General features: G+C 72.1%; 16 protein-coding genes. 9 read left to right on the top strand and 7 right to left on the bottom strand.

Going from position 1 to position 17,188, the window contains the following annotated elements:
- The first annotated feature begins 40 nt into the window (after positions 1-40).
- The 4 genes from O0S08_RS47465 to O0S08_RS47450 all read left to right on the top strand — a co-directional run bounded on the left by O0S08_RS47465 (position 41) and on the right by O0S08_RS47450 (position 3,710).
- Positions 41-1,270: a S1C family serine protease gene (locus O0S08_RS47465; protein WP_269036181.1), complete on the top strand. Its 1,230-nt coding sequence runs from the start codon at positions 41-43 to the stop codon at positions 1,268-1,270.
- A 21-nt stretch (positions 1,271-1,291) separates the two neighbouring features.
- Positions 1,292-2,260, top strand: a complete 969-nt coding sequence (locus O0S08_RS47460; RefSeq protein ID WP_269036180.1) for an Hsp33 family molecular chaperone HslO — start codon at positions 1,292-1,294, stop codon at positions 2,258-2,260.
- Between the two features lie 85 nt (positions 2,261-2,345).
- A complete protein-coding gene (locus tag O0S08_RS47455; RefSeq protein WP_269036179.1) occupies positions 2,346-3,254 on the top strand; it encodes a pseudouridine synthase in 909 nt (302 codons plus the stop codon).
- 90 nt (positions 3,255-3,344) lie between these two features.
- Positions 3,345-3,710, top strand: a complete 366-nt coding sequence (locus O0S08_RS47450; protein WP_269036178.1) for a hypothetical protein — start codon at positions 3,345-3,347, stop codon at positions 3,708-3,710.
- Positions 3,711-4,368: 658 nt separating this feature from the next.
- Here O0S08_RS47450 and O0S08_RS47445 read toward each other — a convergent pair.
- The gene (locus tag O0S08_RS47445) at positions 4,369-5,316 is read right to left on the bottom strand and encodes an HDIG domain-containing metalloprotein (RefSeq protein ID WP_269036177.1); all 948 of its coding nucleotides are present in this window, start codon (positions 5,314-5,316) and stop codon (positions 4,369-4,371) included.
- 165 nt (positions 5,317-5,481) lie between these two features.
- Here O0S08_RS47445 and O0S08_RS47440 point away from each other — a divergent pair, with 165 nt between their 5' ends.
- From O0S08_RS47440 to O0S08_RS47430, 3 genes are all read left to right on the top strand, one after another.
- Positions 5,482-6,186 (top strand): RomY N-terminal domain-containing regulatory protein, encoded by a 705-nt coding sequence (locus O0S08_RS47440; protein WP_269036176.1) that lies wholly within the window; start codon positions 5,482-5,484, stop codon positions 6,184-6,186.
- Positions 6,187-6,214: 28 nt separating this feature from the next.
- Positions 6,215-6,517 (top strand): glutaredoxin domain-containing protein, encoded by a 303-nt coding sequence (locus O0S08_RS47435; protein ID WP_269036175.1) that lies wholly within the window; start codon positions 6,215-6,217, stop codon positions 6,515-6,517.
- A gap of 107 nt (positions 6,518-6,624) precedes the next feature.
- Positions 6,625-7,371, top strand: coding sequence for an MYXO-CTERM sorting domain-containing protein (locus tag O0S08_RS47430; RefSeq protein ID WP_269036174.1), 747 nt, complete (start codon positions 6,625-6,627; stop codon positions 7,369-7,371).
- A gap of 217 nt (positions 7,372-7,588) precedes the next feature.
- Here the strand turns inward: O0S08_RS47430 and O0S08_RS47425 are convergent, their stop codons facing one another.
- A complete protein-coding gene (locus O0S08_RS47425; RefSeq protein WP_269036173.1) occupies positions 7,589-8,539 on the bottom strand; it encodes an AraC family transcriptional regulator in 951 nt (316 codons plus the stop codon).
- Between the two features lie 128 nt (positions 8,540-8,667).
- On the opposite strand from O0S08_RS47425, the gene O0S08_RS47420 reads away from it, so the two are divergent.
- A complete protein-coding gene (locus tag O0S08_RS47420) occupies positions 8,668-9,039 on the top strand; it encodes a nuclear transport factor 2 family protein (protein WP_269036172.1) in 372 nt (123 codons plus the stop codon).
- 3 nt (positions 9,040-9,042) lie between these two features.
- Here O0S08_RS47420 and O0S08_RS47415 read toward each other — a convergent pair whose 3' ends face one another.
- The 3 genes from O0S08_RS47415 to O0S08_RS47405 all read right to left on the bottom strand — a co-directional run bounded on the left by O0S08_RS47415 (position 9,043) and on the right by O0S08_RS47405 (position 11,906).
- The gene (locus O0S08_RS47415; protein WP_269036171.1) at positions 9,043-9,612 is read right to left on the bottom strand and encodes a TlpA family protein disulfide reductase; all 570 of its coding nucleotides are present in this window, start codon (positions 9,610-9,612) and stop codon (positions 9,043-9,045) included.
- 9 nt (positions 9,613-9,621) lie between these two features.
- Positions 9,622-10,680 carry an asparaginase gene (gene ansA, locus O0S08_RS47410; protein WP_269036170.1) on the bottom strand — a complete coding sequence of 353 codons (1,059 nt, stop codon included), beginning with the start codon at positions 10,678-10,680 and terminating at the stop codon, positions 9,622-9,624.
- A 209-nt stretch (positions 10,681-10,889) separates the two neighbouring features.
- Positions 10,890-11,906, bottom strand: a complete 1,017-nt coding sequence (locus tag O0S08_RS47405) for a helix-turn-helix transcriptional regulator (protein ID WP_269036169.1) — start codon at positions 11,904-11,906, stop codon at positions 10,890-10,892.
- A gap of 466 nt (positions 11,907-12,372) precedes the next feature.
- Here O0S08_RS47405 and O0S08_RS47400 point away from each other — a divergent pair, with 466 nt between their 5' ends.
- The gene (locus O0S08_RS47400; protein ID WP_269036168.1) at positions 12,373-13,719 is read left to right on the top strand and encodes an ABC1 kinase family protein; all 1,347 of its coding nucleotides are present in this window, start codon (positions 12,373-12,375) and stop codon (positions 13,717-13,719) included.
- 52 nt (positions 13,720-13,771) lie between these two features.
- Here the strand turns inward: O0S08_RS47400 and O0S08_RS47395 are convergent, their stop codons facing one another.
- Both O0S08_RS47395 and O0S08_RS47390 read right to left on the bottom strand, forming a co-directional pair.
- The gene (locus tag O0S08_RS47395) at positions 13,772-15,178 is read right to left on the bottom strand and encodes a glycosyltransferase (protein ID WP_269036167.1); all 1,407 of its coding nucleotides are present in this window, start codon (positions 15,176-15,178) and stop codon (positions 13,772-13,774) included.
- A 703-nt stretch (positions 15,179-15,881) separates the two neighbouring features.
- Positions 15,882-17,048, bottom strand: a complete 1,167-nt coding sequence (locus O0S08_RS47390) for a mannose-1-phosphate guanylyltransferase (protein ID WP_269036166.1) — start codon at positions 17,046-17,048, stop codon at positions 15,882-15,884.
- Positions 17,049-17,188 lie beyond the last annotated feature (140 nt).

Below are 17,188 nucleotides of genomic sequence, written 5' to 3'. Positions count from 1 at the left end.
CTTGCGGACGGCGGACGGGCGCCTAAAACAGAGCCCATCCATGGCCGCCTCACGCCGTACTTTGCTGTCGTCGTCCCTGGTCCTCCTCGCCTGCCTCACGGTGTTGCCCGGCATGACCGAATGCCAGGCCGCAGCGCCGTCGTCGCCCCGGGTCCAGACCGAGACCGTGACCGCCACCGCGCCGCGAGAGATCGCCCCGGACGTGGGCGCGCACGCCACGCTGACGGGGCTCGCGGCCGCACCGGCGCAGCCGCACGCGACGCCGGAGGTCAAGGCCCCGTCGCCGGCCGCGCGCCTCGAAGCTGAACAAAACGTCATCGACGTGTTCCGCGCCGCCGCGCCCGCCACCGTGTTCGTCACGCAGAAGCGGGTGGTCCGCGACTACTCGATGCGCGCGCTCGAGGTCCCCGCCGGTTCGGGCACCGGCTTCGTCTGGGACACGCAGGGCCACATCGTCACCAACTACCACGTCGTCGACGCCGGCCGCTCGCGCGGCACGTACAGCGTCACGCTCTACAGCCAGAAGACCTACGACGCGCAGCTGCTCGGCGGCGACCCCAACAAGGACATCGCCGTGCTCAAGCTGATCGACTGCGACGAGCCGCTGACGCCGATCCGCGTGCTCCCGCAGGGCGGCCCGCTCGAGGTCGGTCAGACCGCGATCGCCATCGGCAACCCGTTCGGCCTCGACCACACGCTCACCACCGGCGTGGTGTCGGCGATCGGCCGCGAGGTCCAGGGCTACGGCGGCGTGACGATCCGCGACATGATCCAGACCGACGCCTCGATCAACCCCGGCAACTCCGGCGGTCCGCTGCTCGACAGCGGCGCCCACCTCATCGGCATGAACACGATGATCTTCAGCAAGACCGGCAGCAGCGCCGGCATCGGCTTCGCGGTGCCGGTGGCCACGGTGCGGCGCGTGGTCCCGCAGATCATCGACAAGGGCCGCGTCGAGCACCCCGGCCTCGGCATCGAGCCGCTGCCCGACGCCTACGCCGCGCGCGTCGGCGTCAAGGGCGTCGTCATCACCCGCACGGTCGCCGGCGGCCCCGCCGCCAAGGCGGGCATCCGCGGGCTGTCGCAGGACCGCACCGGCGAGATCTTGCTCGGCGACATCATCGTCGGCATCAACGAGCACAAGGTCCGCAACTACGACGACCTGTACAACGCCCTCGACCGCTACAAGGTCGGCGACGAGGTCGAGGTCAAGCTGCTCCGCGAGGGCGCGGCCGCCAGCGTGCGCCTCAACTTGATCGACCTGCCCTGAGCGGCGCGCTACCCTCTCGCCGTGGACGTGCTCCTCCGCGCGATCGCCGCTGCGCCCGACTCCGCCTCGCCCGAGCTTCCGGCGATGCGCGCGCTCGCGGCAGTCACCACCGCTCTGGTCCAGGAGTCGTGCCGACGCCACCGCCTGCACGGGCTCGAGGCGATCGCGCTCGGCCGGGCGCTGACGGCCGGCTGCCTGCTGACCACGTTGACGAAGTCGCCGGCCGAGCGCCTGCGGGTCGACGCGCGCAGCTTCTCCGACCTGCCCGGTGTCGCCGGCGCCGACGGCGAGCCCGGCGGCTTCCTGCTCGACGCTCACGGCGACGGCACCGTGCGCGGCTGCCTCCGCCGCGGCTTCGGCGACTCGCCGCTGCGAGCCACGCTCGAGCACGCGTCGGGCCGCCTGCCGCTGTCGCCGTTCCTCGGCCGGCGCGGCGCGCTCACGGTCACTCGCGACTTCGACCTGTCCTCGGGGACAGACTCGCGCTATCAGGGCACGGTCGAGCTGGTCGCCGGCGAGGTCGACCTCGACCTCGAGCACTACCTCAACGCCAGCGAGCAGGTGCCGTCGCTCTTGCGCTGCGAGGTGCTGCTCGACGCCGGCGGCGGGGTGCTGCGAGCGGCGGGCCTCCTGTGCCAGACGCTGCCGGGTGGCGAGGGCGAGCTGCTGGCGCCGCTGCGCGAGCGGCTGGCCGGCGAGGCGCTGGCCTCGCTGCTGCTGCTCCCGCGCGAGCCGGCCGACCTGCTCCGCTTCGCCCTCGGCGGCGGCCCGTTCGAGGCCGTGGGCGAGACCCCGCTGGCGTTCCGCTGCAACTGCGGCCCCTCAGTGGCCCGCGACATCGTCGCCATGCTCGGTGCCGACGACGTCGACGCCCTCGCCGGCGAGCGCGACGTCACCGAGGTCCGCTGCTCGTACTGCGGCGAGGGCTACCCGCTCACCGCGGCCGACCTGCGCGAGCTGGCCGCCGAGCTGCGCCTCCGCCGATCCTAGGTCGGCCATGTCCCACGAGTCATGTCTTTTACGCCAGGTCCATACGCTCATGTCCGGATGAGCATGCCTTGACGAGCAGGTCCACATGAACAGGTCCGACGAACCGACGCAACCAGGCCCGGCCGTGCACGCGGCGGGGCGGGTGCGGGTGCGGGTGATCTCGATGGAGGACGGCATGACCCTGCGCCAGCTGCTGGGCCGCCGCCTCGGGATGGCGGTCGGGCCGGCGTCCGACCTGATCCGCGCCGGCGGCGTGTACATCGGCAGCGTCCGCACCTGCATCCCGACCCTGCGCGTGCGCGAGGGCGAGCGGGTCACCATCTACTGCAGCGCCGCCAGCGTCCCGCCCATCGACCCGGGCAGCCTGGTCGTCGTCCACCGCGACGCCCACTGCGTCGTCGTCGACAAGCCGCACGGGGTCCCGGCGGCGGCCACCCGCGAGGGCAGCCGCGGGGCCGTCAGCCACGCGCTGGTCCAGATGCTAGCGCGCGAGGGCGTCCTGCGGCCCTACGTCGGCCTCGTCCACGCGCTCGACCCGGCGGCCGCCGGCCTGGCGCTGTTCACCATCCGCGGCCAGGACACCTCGAGCTTCCTGGCCAGGTTCAGCGAGCTCGACATCCTCCGCGTCTACCGGGCCAGGCTCTCGGGACATGTCGATTTGGACATGTCCTGCGAGACACCCCTGGTCAAGACCCCCGCAGGGGTCCGTCTGGCGCGCCCCGGCGAGAGCGAGGTCGTGGCGGCGCGCACCGAGTTCCGGCCGCTGGCGGTGGGCGACGGCGGGTCGTTGGTCGAGGTCGAGCTGCGCCGGGGGCCGACCGAGCAGATCTCGCTGCACGCGGAGGCGCTGCAGCGGCCCATCTGCGGCCGCACCGGCGCGGGCGAACTGCTCGAGCTGGCCTGCGTGCGCCTCGCCTTCACCCACCCGATCACCGGCGCGGCCGTCGACGTGCGCGCCGCACTGCCCGAGTGGGCCGAGCCGGGCGCGAATTGATCCCGCGAGCGCGCGCTCGGCGTCGCCACCCGGCGCCGTCGCCTTCGCGCGGGCGCGCTGGTACTCTCGGGCGCAAGGACGAAAAGACTGATGGATCTCAAGACGATCACCGCCACCCTCGCTCTTCTCGGACTCGGCGCGGGCGCGTGCGGCGGCGAGGCCAAGAAGGACGCCAAGGAAGCCGCCCCCGCCAAGGCCGCCGACGCGAAGCCGGCCGACGCGAAGCCGGCCGACGCGAAGCCCGCTGATGCCAAGCCGGTCGACGCCAAGCCCGCGGACGCCAAGTCCGGCGAGATGAAGTGCGGTGAGGGCAAGTGCGGCGAGGGCAGCTGCGGCGGCGCCAAGCACGGCGGCGACAAGGCGGCCGACGGCAAGGCGATCCCGGTCGACGGCGCGCCTGCGGCAGGCGGCACCGCCCCGGCCGACGCGAAGCCGGCCGACGGCAAGAAGACCTGAGGTCGTCGCGGAGAGCTGTCCTTCGGGACAGCTCTGTTCAATGCGAGCAGGCCGCGCGGTGCTTCGACTTGCGAGCTGTCCTTCAGGACAGCCTCTGGCGATCATGCTGCGGTGGGCCTCGCTTGCGATCTGTCTTTCAGGACAGCTCGCTTCAAGTGCCGGGTACTCCGTCGCGGTCGGTGTGACGGACCGCGGGCACGGGGACTCGCGCAGGAGGACGCGAGCACGAAGACCTGAGCGGTCGCGGAGAGAGGTGTCCTTCGGGGCAGCTCATTTCGAGCGTCGGCCATCCCGTCGAGGTCGGTGTGCGAGGGATCGCGAATCCTGTCGCGTTCGGGTGCGCGAAGGACCGCGGGCACGATGGCTCCCGCGAGGCGGACGCGGCCTGGCCGGGCGCGGCAGCGGAGCGCGAATCGAGGGAGGGCCTTCGGGCGGCGCGATCGGTCCGAGCGAGGGCAGGTCGCGCGACCGGAAGCGCAGCTTCGGCAACCGAGCGCGCCCGCCATCAGCAGGTCGAGTGCCGCCAGCGGGAGCCACTCGACGAGGTCGGCCCCGCGCAGGCGGCTCGGGTAGGCTCAAGCGCCAGGCTCGCTGGCGGCCCGAATTTCGCGGCTGTCTCGAAGGACAGCCGGATATGTTGCCTGTCCCGAAAGCCAGCTCATGCCGCGGGCCCGGCGAGCTCGTTCAAGATCCCGCGCTCGCGCACGACCTCGACGTAGTACTCCGCCGGCTGTCCGGCCTCGATCTCGCCGGCCTCGCACATGGCGGTCAGGCGGTTGCGGAGGAGGCCGATGATCTTGCCGGGGGCCAGGCCGAGCTCGCGGATCAGCACGTCGCCGATGCCCGAGGGCAGCGGCGGCACGCGGGCGTCGAGCGTCGCGATCTCGCGGATCCGCCGGCCCAGCTCGCTGATCATGAACAGGCAGCGCTGGCGCTTGCCCGGCCGCTTGCTGGTGACGTCGGCGCGCGAGAGGTCGAGCAGGTCGGTGAGCAGCGGGCCCATCTCGTGGGCGAAGCGCCGCACTGCAGAGTCGGTCCAGGTGCCGTCGTACTGCCCCGGCCGCAGGTGATGGAGGATGAGCAGCTCGACCTGCTCGCGCAGCTCGAGCGGGAAGCCGATCCGGCGGGCCGGGCCGCGCCGGTACATGCGAACGCCCTCCTCCGCGTGGCCGTGGAAAGTCACCTTGCCCGGGCCGACGAAGCGGCGCGTCGTGACCTTGCCGATGTCGTGCAGCACCGCCGCCCAGCGGACGGCCGGGCGGGGGACCGACTGGCGCACCACCGCCTTCGTGTGCTCCCAGACGTCCTTGTGCCGCCGCCCGCCCTCCTGCGAGAACGCCACGGTCGCGTCGAGCTCGGGCAAGAGGTGGACCAGCAGGCCGGCGTCGCGGAGCCACTGCATCGCGACCTCCGGGTGACGGCCGCAGAACGCCTCGCTGAGCCGTTCGAAGGCCTCGCGTGGGTCGATGGCCGCCACCCTTTCGGCGCACGCAGCGACCTGCGCGGTGAGCGCGGAATCGGGGATCTCCCCCGTTTGACCGGCCTGGACGGCCGGTGCGAGCAAATCGGCGGGGGAGGGGGTGAGCTGGACGACGGCTGCGGACACGGGACTTCGCGGCCCGACGATGTCGGGTGCCGCAGCATAGCAGGAGCCCTCGCCGCCGTAGTTGCGAGACATTTATGCGAACAGACCGCCTGCGAAGTACAGTTGGGCTTGCGGTGCGCGTAAAACGCCGGCAACCTAGACAGGCACGCTCCCGCGAGCAGCACCATGGCGGCCAACCAGTCCCCCCAGCTCGGCTACAACCACAACATCCCGCACCGGGGGCGGCTCTATCACGTGCAAACCGAGGATTCGGGCATCCAGAAGGCCCACATCTTCACGCACGTGTTTTACGACGGTACGATCATCTCCACCAACAAGGTCGACTATCGCGACCGGTTGGAGAGCGAGAACCTCGACGCGGTGATCGTCGCGGCGATGCAGGACTCGCACAAGTCGATGATCCGCCAGCTGCGCAGCGGGTCGTTCGACGAGCGGATCGTCAAATACATCGGCGCCCACCCCGAGGCCTCGAACAAGCCCGAGGTCCCCGCGCCGGTGGTGCAGGAGAAGGCGCCGGCGAAGCGGCCCGATCGGCGGCCGCCGCCCGAGCCGCGCGAGGTCGTCCCGCAGGGTCCGCCGCTGGCCGCGGGTGAGCCCGGCCCGACCCTCGATCCCACGCTCGGTCACGTCGTGTTCACCGCCCCCGAGGCGCAGGCGCAGGTGGCCGCCTCGGCCGCGGGTCAGGGCCCGCCGCGTCCGAGCCGCGGGCCGAGCCGCGTCGGTCGGCGCCCGATCGGCGGCATCGGCGGGCAGGGCGTCACCGCCGGCACTCCCATCGCCCAGCGCCGCGACGTCATCGTCGGCAAGTTTGCCAGCGAGCACCAGCACAAGCTCGACGACGAGATCCTCGCCCTGCTCGCCGAGGACTGATTCTCTGCTACACCTCGGCGGAGCAGCCATGGGTGTCGCCGGGGCCATCACTGAATTCAAGACGCCGGACCAGGTCGGCGCCGACGTCGTCTTGTACGTGACCGATACGTGCGGGTACTGCCGCATGGCCGAGTCGCTGCTGCGGCGGCGCGAAATCGCGTTCGTCGCCGTCGACGTGACGGACTTGCCCGAGGCGCGCAGCTGGCTGATCGAGAGCACCGGCCGCCGCACGGTGCCGCAGATCTTCGTCAAGAATCAGAGCATCGGCGGCTTCACGGAGCTGGCGGCGATGGACCGCAACGGAGCGCTCGCCGCAGCCCTCGCGGGCTGAGCCCGCGCGGTTTGCACGTGCCTTCGCTCCGCTGCGCGGTGCAGCGACAGGTTTCCTGGGGTTCACAGTCCCCGGCGCGGGCTGTGCTACCCTCCGGCCCGACCGCCATGACTATCACACCGCGCAACAACCTCCTTCGACGCTTGACGCTCTCCTCGGCGTTCGCGCTGGCCGCGCTCAGCAGCGCCGCGGCTTACGCGGGCGAGGTGAAGGTCGGCGCCACTCCGATCGAGATCGACGACGCCGGCAAGATCACCGCCAAGGGTAAGTCGGCCGTCGTCGACACGCTCGACGAAGTGCCCGGCGAAGACCGCTGGATCGCCTACGTCCACGCCAAGCTCGAGAACCCGGCGCCCGGCCCGCTCTACATCGAGTTCTTCCAGGAGCTCGACGGCAACAAGTCGTCGGTCTGGCGCCACGACGAAAACGACTTCGCCGGTGACAAGTGGTTCTACGGCGAGCTCGAGCTCGACGGTCGCAAGGGCTTCAACAAGAACCGCACCTACGACATCAAGGTCACGCAGGTCAACGCCAAGGGCAAGGAGCTCACCCTCGCCAGCGGCAAGATCAAGCTGATCAAGAGCGGCAAGAAGCCCGAGGCGCCGAAGGAAGAGGAGTCGGACACTGAGGACAAGGCCGCGGCCGAGCAGGACGCGCACGACTCCCTCGGCGGCGGTGACGGCAACGACGGCGGCGGCGACAGCGGCGCGGCCAACCCCGACGCCGGCAAGGAGGGCCCGCCCCCGGTCGAGAAGAAGAAGGGCTGCTCCGTCGACGCCGACGGCCAGGCCTGGAACGGCGCGATGGTCCTCCTCGCCCTCGGCGCCGGCTTCATCCTCCGCCGCCGCCGCTGAGCAGCGCGACCGCAGGCCGGTCCGAGGGCACCCTGGCCCTCGGGACAGGTCGCGGCTCCACGCCGGCGCGATGTGAAGAGTGAACCTGGCCTCCGGGCCAGGTTCGAGGCGGCACTCTGGTCATCGGGGCCAGGGCCATCGCTCGTGCTTCAGGACATGTACGTTGCGCCATGTCCTGAAGTGCAGGATGACATGGCTCGGAGGACAGGTGCGGGCCTCACGGCCCCGATTCGCCGGCGCGCCGGAACGCGCCGGGGCCGACGCCGACGTGGCGCTTGAAGGCCTTGCTGAAGGCGGCCTCCGAGGTGTAGCCGACCTGCTCGGCGATCTGCGCCAGCGACAGCTCCGCGCCGTGGAGCAGCGTCATCGCCCGGGCGACGCGGCGGCGGGTCAGGTAGCGCGCGGGTGACTCGCCGACCAGCACGCCGAAGCGCTCGGTGAACGCGGTGCGCGACAGGCCGACGCGGGCGGCGACGCTCGTCACGGTCCACGGAGCCGCGAAGTCGCGGTGGAGGAGCGCGACCGCGGCGCCGATCTGCGGGTCGCGGAGGGCGTCGAGCCAGCCGGGCGGGGCGTTCGTCGGCACCTCGAAGTGGGCGCGGACCGCCTGCACGAACAGGATGTCGAGCAGGCGATCGAGCAGCAGCTTGCGACCGGGGCCCGTGGTGCGGACCTCGTGGTCGAGCAGCGCCAGCGTCGAGCGCAGCCAGGCCGCGTGGGTGTCGGCGAGCTCTGCGTCGTCGGCCCGCACCAGCAGCACCGGCGGCAGCGCGTCGAGGAGGGCCCGCGCGCTCTCGTCGTCGAAGAAGAACGCCCCGCACAGGAGCGTCGTGACCGGCCCGTCGCCGCCGTGCGACAGCCGACCCTCGGCGTCCACCGGCGACACCGCGAGCAGCTCCTCGAGCGTCGGCGTCGGCGAGTCCGGGGCGTCGCGCACGGAGTAGACGTTGCCGCCGGGGACGATCGCCAGATCGCCGGGGCCCAGCGCCAGCGGGGCCGCGAGGCCCTTCACCTCGAGCAGCAGGCTGCCGTCGATCACGAGATTGAAGCTCGCAGGGCTGCGACCCTCGACGCGGAAGCCCCACGGCGCGCGCATCGTCGACTGACAGAAGACGCGGCTGCGCAGGCGCACTGTCTTCAAGACGTCGCTGAGGGGATCGTTCGTCATGAGCGCTCGCGCTGCGATCTTGCCCGAGACGGGCGACAAACGGACAGGGATCGCGGACGTTCGGGCATGGCCCGGGGACGGCGGCGGCGGCACTCTTTCGCCCGGTCGAAGACGACCAGGAGGAACCGATGGACGCTCGAGAGATCGTGATCGAATTCGAGGCCGCGTGGCAGCGCGGTGACTACGCGACGGTGCGGCGATGGCTGGCCGACGACGTGATCTTCACCGGCCCGTTCGAGACGCTCCGCACCGCCGACGCCTACGTCGCCTCGCTGGCGCGGGCCGGAGAGCGGCTGGAGCGGATGGAGATCAGAAAGATCTTCGCCGACGGCGACGACGTGGCCGTCTTCTGCGACCTGGCGATGAAGGCGCCGCTGCCGACCTCCTTCGTCGCCCGCTGGTACACCGTCGAGGGCGGGAAGATCCGCCAGGCCAGGGTCGTGTTCGACGCGCGGCCCTTCGCGGCCATCGCCGCACCGTCGCCCGGCGTTCGCTCGTGAAGCCTAGGTCGCGCTGTTCGGCCGCGTGTCGGCCAGCCAGTGCGCGAGGGTCGGCTGGATCTTCGCCGCCTCGAGGCGCTCGATCGCCTGCTTCATCTCTTCGCGGACCTTGCCGTCGGCGTCGAGCAACATCAGCAGCGGGTACGAGCCGGTCTGGCCGACCCAGCGCTGGCGCAGCTCGTTGAACTCGTCCATGCGGGCGGCGGCGCTCCAGTCCTCTTCCTTGAGCTCGAGGAACCGGACGTCGCCGATCTCCGCCGCCGGGTGGCGGTTGCCGAGCTCCTCTTCGAGCTCGCGGCAGGGCTCGCACCAGTCGGCGCTGAACAGCACCGCCACGCGCTTGCCGTCGGCCAGGGCCTGCGCCCGCAGCCGGTCGAACATCGCGGCCAGGGTCTCCTCGTCGCGCGGCCGCAGGCGCCGCAGGTCGTAGCCGACCAGCGCCTCGCCGGCGGGCTTGGCGGCGGGCTTGGGCGGGGCGGCGGCGGGAGCCGGGGCGGGCGGGGGCGAGCTGCACCCGGAGACATGTGCACAAAGACATGCACCAAAAGACAGGCTCACGAGGAGGTCACGCATCGTCGCACCTCAGGAGACGGTGGCGCTCGCGGGGTCCGGCGTCAGCTCGCCGGCGAGGTCCTGCTGCATGCGCGAGCGGACCTCGGCCGGCGACAGGCCGGAGGCGAGCAGGCAGTAGAGCTTGGTGAGGGCGGCCTCGGGGGTCATGTCGAAGCCGGACAGGACGCCGGCGCGGGCGAGCGCGGCGCCGGTGCTGTAGGTGGTCTGGCGGACCGAACCGCCGTGGCACTGCGAGCAGTTGACGATCACGACCTCACGCGGGGGCGCGGCGCTGCGGGCGATCGCCGACAGCAGCGCCTGGTCGCGGCTGGGCGCGTTGCCGACGCCGTAGGTCTCGAGCACGAGGGCCTCGAGCGGCGGCTCGAGCAGCTTCGACATCATCGCCGCGCCGATGCCGGGGAACAGGCGGACCGAGGCGACCTCGGGCCGGCGCACCAGCGGGATCATGGTGAGGCCGGCTCGCCCGGCCTGACCTGGCTTTCGGACCAGGTGGCGCGCGACCTCGATGCCGACCCCGACGTGGGCGAGCGGCGGGAGGTTGCCGCTGTCGAAGGCGACGAAGTCGAGGTTGTGGACCTTCTGGGCCCGGTTGCCGCGCAGGAGGCGAGAGGCGAAGTAGATGCAGACTTCGGGGATCTCGCAGGTCCCGGCGAGCAGCAAGGCGGTGATGATGTGCTCGCGGCCGTCGCTGCGGACGTGGGTGAGGCTGAGCTGCGAGCCGGTGAGGATGACGGGCTTGGCCAGGCCGGGCAGCAGGAAGCTCAGGGCCGAGGCGGTGTAGGCCATCGTGTCGGTGCCGTGGACGACGACGAAGCCGGTGTAGTCGGCGTAGCGGGCGGCGATGGCCTCGGCGATCCGCACCCAGTCCTCGGGCGCCATGTCGGCCGAGTCGAGCAGCGGCTCGAGCGAGACGACGTCGAAGGCCGGCAGCTCGGAGCGGCGCAGCTCGGGCATGGCGGCCATGTACTCGCCGAGGAATCCCGGCTGCGGCGCGTAGCCCGTCTCGGTGCGGACCATGCCGATGGTGCCGCCGACGTGAAGGACGCAGACTCGCGGGCGCGTGCTCACGCGCGGATGATAGCAAAAGGAGGCGGGAGCCCACGCTACGACCTGCGTCGCGTGGGTCCCCCGCCGGGGCCTGAGGTCACCACGACTCCAAGCCCGAAAGGCCACCATGGGCCCCGGGGCGATGGAGTCACCCGCCCTAAGTCAATCCCCCGTCGACCTCGAACGGGAGCTTGCCACGGGCGCTTGATCCGCGGGAGACAACGCGGCGCTCACGCCTGCGCGGCGTGGCGATCGAGGCGGTCGAGGAAGGCGCGCGCGTCGCTGACGACCTCCTCGCGCAGCTCGGTCGGCTCGATCGACTCGAGGCCGTCGACGATCGTGAACAGCCGCCGCGCGAACTCGCGACACGAGTGGTACGGCACCTTGCGCTCGAGCAGCTCGCCCGGCTCGATCCACCTGTCCTCCTGGCCGGGGTCCCACACGAGGTTGGCGATCCACCGGGCCACGCCGCCGCGCACGCGCAGGGTGGCGACGCCGGGGCGGTCGCTGTCGATGCCGTAGCCCGGCTCCGAACCGCCCCACAGGTTGTTCTTGGTCGGCACGGCCTCGCGCGGGGTCTGGCCCGGCAGCACGCGCGCGTGGACGATCTGCGCGACCCGGAAGCTGCGCGCGTCGCCGGTCGTCCGCGAGAACGCGCGCATGTACATCACGCCGTCGTGCAGCCGCAGCTGCCACGGCTCGACGTCGTGGGTCTTGCGCGAGCCCGACCACGGGCTGTCGTACTCGATGCGCACCACGCCCGAGCCGACCGCCTGCAACAGCTTCGACACCAGCCGCGAGTCGACCCGCGTGCCGGTGGTCAGCGTCGCGGTCACGCTCTTCGGCCGCACCTTGGCCGCGTTCTTCTGCGTCTCCTCGACGGCGGCGTCCATCTGCTCGACCAACCGCTTGACGCGGGCGTTGAGCTCGGCGTCGGCGACCGGCTGCAGCAGCGCCGACGCGAACACCACCGCCGCGAGGTCCTCCGGGTCCGGGTCGGTCAGCGGCAGCGTGAACTTGTCGTCGAGCAGCTTCCACACCTTGCTCGCGTGCACGAACTCGAGCGGCGCGTCCCACTCCTCGCGCATGTACTTGAGCGCCCGCTGCACCGTCACGCCGGCGACGCCGGCCTTGGTGGAGAGCGTCTCCTTGGTCGCGCCGTCGGCGTTCTCTCGCAAGTAGCGGAGGATGAAGCGCGCGGTCTCCTGGACGGTCCTCGACGAGTCTGGCTTCGCTTCGCGGGTCACGGTCGGCTCCGTGGCTCATCCTACAGGCTCGCGGGGCCGGCGGCGCGGGCTCCTCGCCCGGCGGGTCCGGCGGGGCACAGCCCCCGCGAGCGCCCGCTCCCCGGCCCCGGCGGCCGTTCCGCCCGGCTCCGGCGCAGGCGGTCGATCTGCGGCGTTGCGGGCGCCGGCGAGGGGGCGCCCGCGGGACCCCGCCCGCGAGCCAGCGCACACCGGGACGGAGGTAATCACTCCCCTCGACCGCGGCGGCGGGGACGGGCCGAAGTTGCCCGTTGGAACATGTCCGTGAGGACATTTATTCCGCGGCGGAGGAACTGTCCCGAAGGACAGCTTGCGGAGGATCCGCCGACGTCGGTCGGGTCACGTTCCGGCGACGGCCCGGCCCGCGAGCGCGGGCCTGCGACGCGCGAGCGCGCGGGCTTGCGCGGGCCGTTGCGGGCGGGCAGAGTAAGAGCCGGGGCGAGCGGCGATGAACGAGGGCCCGGTCACGAAGGGGAGGCGCTTCTTCAAGCTCGCCGGCATGACCGCGCAGGTCGCGGGCAGCTACGCGAAGACGCGGATCAAGGGGCTGTTCCAGTCGGAGGAGGACGCCGAGCGCGAGCGCAACGCGGCCCACGAGCTCAACGGCGGGCGCATCGCGCGGACGCTCGGCGAGCTCAAGGGCGCGGTGATGAAGGTCGGGCAGATGGCGTCGATCGCCAGCGACCTGCTGCCGAAGGAGCTGTCGGAGGCGCTGCGCTCGCTGCAGCGGCAGGCGCCGCCGGTCGACTTCGCGGTGATCGCCCGCCAGCTCGAGGCCGAGCTCGGCGCCCCGCCGGAGGTGCTGTTCAAACGCTTCGAGGTCGAGCCGTTCGCGGCGGCGTCGATCGGCCAGGTCCACCGCGCGACCACCGACGACGGCCGCGAGGTCGTGGTCAAGGTGCAGTACCCGGGCGTCGACGGCGCCGTCGACTCCGACCTGGCGCAGCTGAAGTTCGCCCTCAAGGCCGGCGGCTTCGTCAAGCGCGCGACGGGCCTGGTCGACGTCAAGCAGCAGAGCCTCGACGAGGTGTTCGCGGAGATCCGCGCCCGCCTGGTCGAGGAGCTCGACTACTGCAACGAGGCCGACAACGTCCGCCGCTTCCGCGAGATCCACCGCGGCGACGACCACGTCATCGTCCCCGAGGTCGTCGGCGAGCGCTCGTCGCAGCGCGTGCTCACCCTGACTTATGAGCCAGGTGACCGCATCGACGAGCTCGACGCCCGCGGCTACTCGCAGCAGCTGCGCGACCGGATCGGCGACAACCTGTTCCGCGCGCTGTCGGCCCAGCTGTTCCAGCACCGGCTTCTGCACGCCGACCCGAACCCCGGCAACCTGGCGTTCCGCCCGAACGGCGACGTCGTCCTGTACGACTTCGGCTGCGTGAAGCAGGTGCCGCCGGAGATCGCGGCGGCCTACGCGAAGACGATCCGCTGCGGGATCGCCGAGGACTGGGGCGGCGTCGACGAGGGCCTGCGCGGGCTCGGCGTGCGCAACCCCGACGGGCCGCCGGTCGAGCCGGCCTTTTACAAGCAGTGGCGCGACGTGCTGGCGCTGCCGTTCCTCACCGGCGAGCCGTTCGACTACGCGAGCGCGACCCTGCACGACGACGTGATCCGGCTGCTCCCCGCGGCCATCAAGCGCCTGGCCTCGTTCCAGCCGTCGCAGCAGATCATCTTCATCGACCGCGCGATCGCCGGCCACTTCGGCAACCTGCGCCGCGTCCGCGCCCGCGGGCGCGTGCTCGACATGGTCCAGCCCTTCCTCGACATCGCCCTGGCCAACGCGTCGGGATGAGCCTGTTCTGAGGGTCATGTCTGTTGGGACATGCCCTTTAGAACACAGCGAGCTAGCTCCAGGCGGGTTGCTCGCCGCCGTTGCGGTTGAGCAGGGCGGGGGGCCGCAGGGCGCTGAGGCCGACCACGGCGCCGTGGACCGCGAGCCAGCGGGAGATCAGCCTGGGCGTGTTCAGGCCCTGGGCGCGGCGCTCGGCGGCGGTGCTGCGGCAGTGCTCGCGCGCGGCCTCGAAGGCGGCGTAGTAGCGGGCGATGCTGCGCCCCGGGTCGGCGCGGTCGCGGGCGTGGCGAGATGCCTCTTCGGACATGTTCTCGAGAGCAGCCTCGTCGCCGAGCAGCTCGACCACACGGGCGCCGAACTCGGCGTCGGCGGCGTCGTGGTCGGGGCCAGGGTCGACGAGGAAGCCGTCGCGGCCGTCGCGGATCTGCTGCGACACGCCCATGCCGTCGGCGAAGGCGACGGCCGCGAGGCCGCACCACATCGCCTCGCTGACGACCTGGCCGTAGGTCTCGGACAGGGAGGTGTAGACGAACAGGTCGGCGTGCCGGTAGTAGTTGGGCACCTCGGTGACGGGCACCTCGCCGACGAAGTGGACCCGCTCCTGCAAGCCGAGGCGGTCGGCGAGCGCGCGGAAGTGGTCGTGGTCGGGGCCGTCGCCGACGAGGGTGAGCGACGCCTGCGGGCGCGCGGGCGCGATGTGGCGGGCGAACAGCCGCAAGAGCCGCTCGATGCCCTTCTCGCGCGAGTGACGGCAGACGACGAGCAGGCGCTGGCCCGCGACGGCGCCGGCCGGGAAGGGATCGGGGCCGGCGGGGGCGTCGAAGATGTGCGGGGCGACGGCCCGCGGGATCACGTGGATCGGCACGGTCACGCCGCGCTCGCGCCAGTAGTCGACGAGGCCCTCGGCGAGGACGATGAGGCCGTCGCCGAGGTTGTAGACCTCGGCGCAGTGGTGCTCGAGCCAGGGCATCAGCCGGTCCTCGAACAGGCCGTTGATGGTCCGGTTCTTGCGCATGCGGTCGCTCAGGACCACGCCGTAGACGCTCGGCAGGTGCAGCGTGTTGACGCACAGCAGCGGTACGTCGTGCTTGAAGCGCAGCCACACGCCGAGGTCGCACAGGTCGTGGTTGCTCTGGCTGAGCACGAAGTCGAACTTCTGCGCCGCCGCCTCGCGAAAGCTGCGCGCCGAGGGGAACGGCATGTACACCCCCGGGTGATTGCGCAGCGGCAACGAGGGCAGCAAGATCCGCCGCGGCGGCAACTGGTCGGGCCGCGCGTGCGGGTCGTTGGGGCCGATGACCGTGACCTCCTGCCCGCGCGCGGCGAATTCCCGCCGCAACATCTGCGAGGCGAACGAGGAGCCGTTGGCGTAGGGGACCCGCGCGTAGTCGTTGAGAATGGCGACGCGCCGCAGCCACTGCGGCGGCGTGGCGCGAGTGCTTGCCTCGGTGCTCGTCACGTGCGCCGAGTATAACGAAGCGCCGCGGCGGGCCCAGGCGCGCCGGTGTGCGAGGCCTCGCGCGGGGCGGCAAAGGCCGGGGACCGCGCGCGTGGGCCGGCGACTGCTTCGACGAAGCTGCGAGCCGAGAGCACCCGGGTGACCGGTGCCGAGGTCGAAGCTCGCAGCGACGGCGACGACGAGCGACCTGATGCATCGGCCCGAGGTCGGGCGCGCGGCGGACGTGGAGCTTCGCCGGTGGCCCTCGCGGGCCGGTTGTCTCGAGACATCCATCGGCCCGAGGTCGGGCGTGCGGCAGACGAAGATCTTCGCGGCGGAGCTCGAGGAGCTTGGCGAGAGCCTCGCGGGCCGGCTGTCTCGAGAGACATCTGACGTCAATGTTCCACGAATGCACCGGTCCCGCAGGACGTCTCGCGCGAGAGCCAACCGAATTTTCGTGCCCGCCGAGTCGCCTGTCCCGCGGGGCATCTCGCTCGAGAGACATCTGATTTCCGCGCTCGCCGAGTCGCCTGTCCCGTGGGACATCTCGCTCGAGAACATCTGATTTCCGCGCCCGCCAAGTCGCCTGTCCCTCGAGACATCTCGCACGTTCCGCGCCCGCCGAATGCGCCTGTCCCGCGGGACATCTCGCTCGTGAGACGATGCCGTCCTCCGCGACGGCTCGGCCCGGTGCGCAGTCAGCTGTCTCTCGGGACAGCTGCGCTCACGTCTCGTCGGGCTTGGGGCGCGGGCGGACTGCCGCGTGCCTGGCGGCGGCCTCGGCGGCGGCGCGGACCTCCTGGGCGCGCTCGAGCGGGCAGACGAGGATCCGGCCGCCCGACGAGATGACGGCGATGCCGTCGAGGCCGACGATCGCGACGTCGGCGCCGTCGGTCCAGACCAGGCCGTCGTGGCCGTCGACGACGTGGACAGCGGCGCCGTTCTCGGCGTGGACGGCGAAGCCGTCGGCGTCGCGCGGGAGGGCCTCGCGGATGGCCGCCCACGAGCCGAGGTCGGTCCAGGCGACGTCGCTGGCGGCGACCCGCAGGTCGGCGAGCTGCTCGAGGATCGCCACGTCGATCGAGGCCGGCTGGATCGACGCGTAGGCGGCGGCAGTGCGCGCGCGGGCCAGCTCGGCCTCGCCCTCGCGCAGGGCCGAGATCACCGGCGCGAACGCCTGCCACAGCGCCGGCGCGTGGCGCTGGTACTCCGCCAGCAGGCGACCGATCGGCGTGATGCACACGCCGGCGTTCCACAGGAACCGACCGCTGGCCAGGAACTCGCGCGCGCGGGCGAGGTTCGGCTTCTCGACGAAGCGCACCGCCGAGTAGAGGCTCAGCGAGGCGCACGCGGTGTCGCACTGCGACGACTGCGGCACGCCGTCGCGCTCGATGTAGCCGTAGCCGGTCTCGGGCCGCGTGGGCGTGACGCCGAGGACGACGACGTCGCGGGTCTCCGCGGCGCAGTCGCAGGCGCGCGCGAGCAGGTCGGCGAAGCGGGCCTCGTCGCCGATGTGATGGTCGGACGGCAGGACCATCAGCGCGGTCTCGTCGATCTGTCTCTCGGACCAGCCGCGCGCGCGCAGGCGCTCGACGATGTGGACCAGCGAGAGGGCCACGCACGGCGCGGTGCTGCGCGGGCACGGCTCCTCGATCACTTGCTCGGGCGCGAGCTGCGGCGCGGCTGCGCGGACGGCGGCGGCCAGCCCGGCGGTGGTGACGAGGAAGGTGCAGTCGGCGCCGGCGACCGCGGCCGCGCGGTCGACCGCGGCCGCGAGGAGGCTCTGCCGCCGGTCGTCCCGCAGGGCCATGAATTGCTTGGGCCGCTCGGGGGTCGACGCAGGCCAGAGGCGAGAGCCGCCGCCGCCGGCCATCACGAGGGCGATGCGCATCTTGCCCTCACTGTAGCGGCTTTGCCCCACACCAGGCCAGTCTGCGCGCTTGCGCGCCCGGGCAAACCGTGCACGGGTGCGCACGGGCGCACGGCCGGGCGCACGGCGACCGGCAGGACGGCGGCGAGCGGCGCCGGGGT

This window comes from Nannocystis punicea (assembly GCF_026965555.1).
GTDB lineage: Bacteria > Myxococcota_A > Polyangia > Nannocystales > Nannocystaceae > Nannocystis > Nannocystis punicea.
This window is presented reverse-complemented; position numbering and strand designations above follow the sequence as displayed.

What these genes read in the sequence shown, in the direction of transcription:
- O0S08_RS47465 (WP_269036181.1), top strand. Translation starts at nt 41, where the DNA reads ATGGCCGCCTCACGCCGTACTTTGCTGTCGTCGTCCCTGGTCCTCCTC.
- O0S08_RS47455 (WP_269036179.1), top strand. Translation starts at nt 2,346, where the DNA reads ATGAACAGGTCCGACGAACCGACGCAACCAGGCCCGGCCGTGCACGCG.
- O0S08_RS47450 (WP_269036178.1), top strand. Translation starts at nt 3,345, where the DNA reads ATGGATCTCAAGACGATCACCGCCACCCTCGCTCTTCTCGGACTCGGC.
- O0S08_RS47440 (WP_269036176.1), top strand. Translation starts at nt 5,482, where the DNA reads ATGGCGGCCAACCAGTCCCCCCAGCTCGGCTACAACCACAACATCCCG.
- O0S08_RS47435 (WP_269036175.1), top strand. Translation starts at nt 6,215, where the DNA reads ATGGGTGTCGCCGGGGCCATCACTGAATTCAAGACGCCGGACCAGGTC.
- O0S08_RS47430 (WP_269036174.1), top strand. Translation starts at nt 6,625, where the DNA reads ATGACTATCACACCGCGCAACAACCTCCTTCGACGCTTGACGCTCTCC.
- O0S08_RS47425 (WP_269036173.1), bottom strand. Translation starts at nt 8,539, where the DNA reads ATGACGAACGATCCCCTCAGCGACGTCTTGAAGACAGTGCGCCTGCGC.
- O0S08_RS47420 (WP_269036172.1), top strand. Translation starts at nt 8,668, where the DNA reads ATGGACGCTCGAGAGATCGTGATCGAATTCGAGGCCGCGTGGCAGCGC.
- O0S08_RS47415 (WP_269036171.1), bottom strand. Translation starts at nt 9,612, where the DNA reads ATGCGTGACCTCCTCGTGAGCCTGTCTTTTGGTGCATGTCTTTGTGCA.
- O0S08_RS47400 (WP_269036168.1), top strand. Translation starts at nt 12,373, where the DNA reads ATGAACGAGGGCCCGGTCACGAAGGGGAGGCGCTTCTTCAAGCTCGCC.
- O0S08_RS47390 (WP_269036166.1), bottom strand. Translation starts at nt 17,048, where the DNA reads ATGCGCATCGCCCTCGTGATGGCCGGCGGCGGCGGCTCTCGCCTCTGG.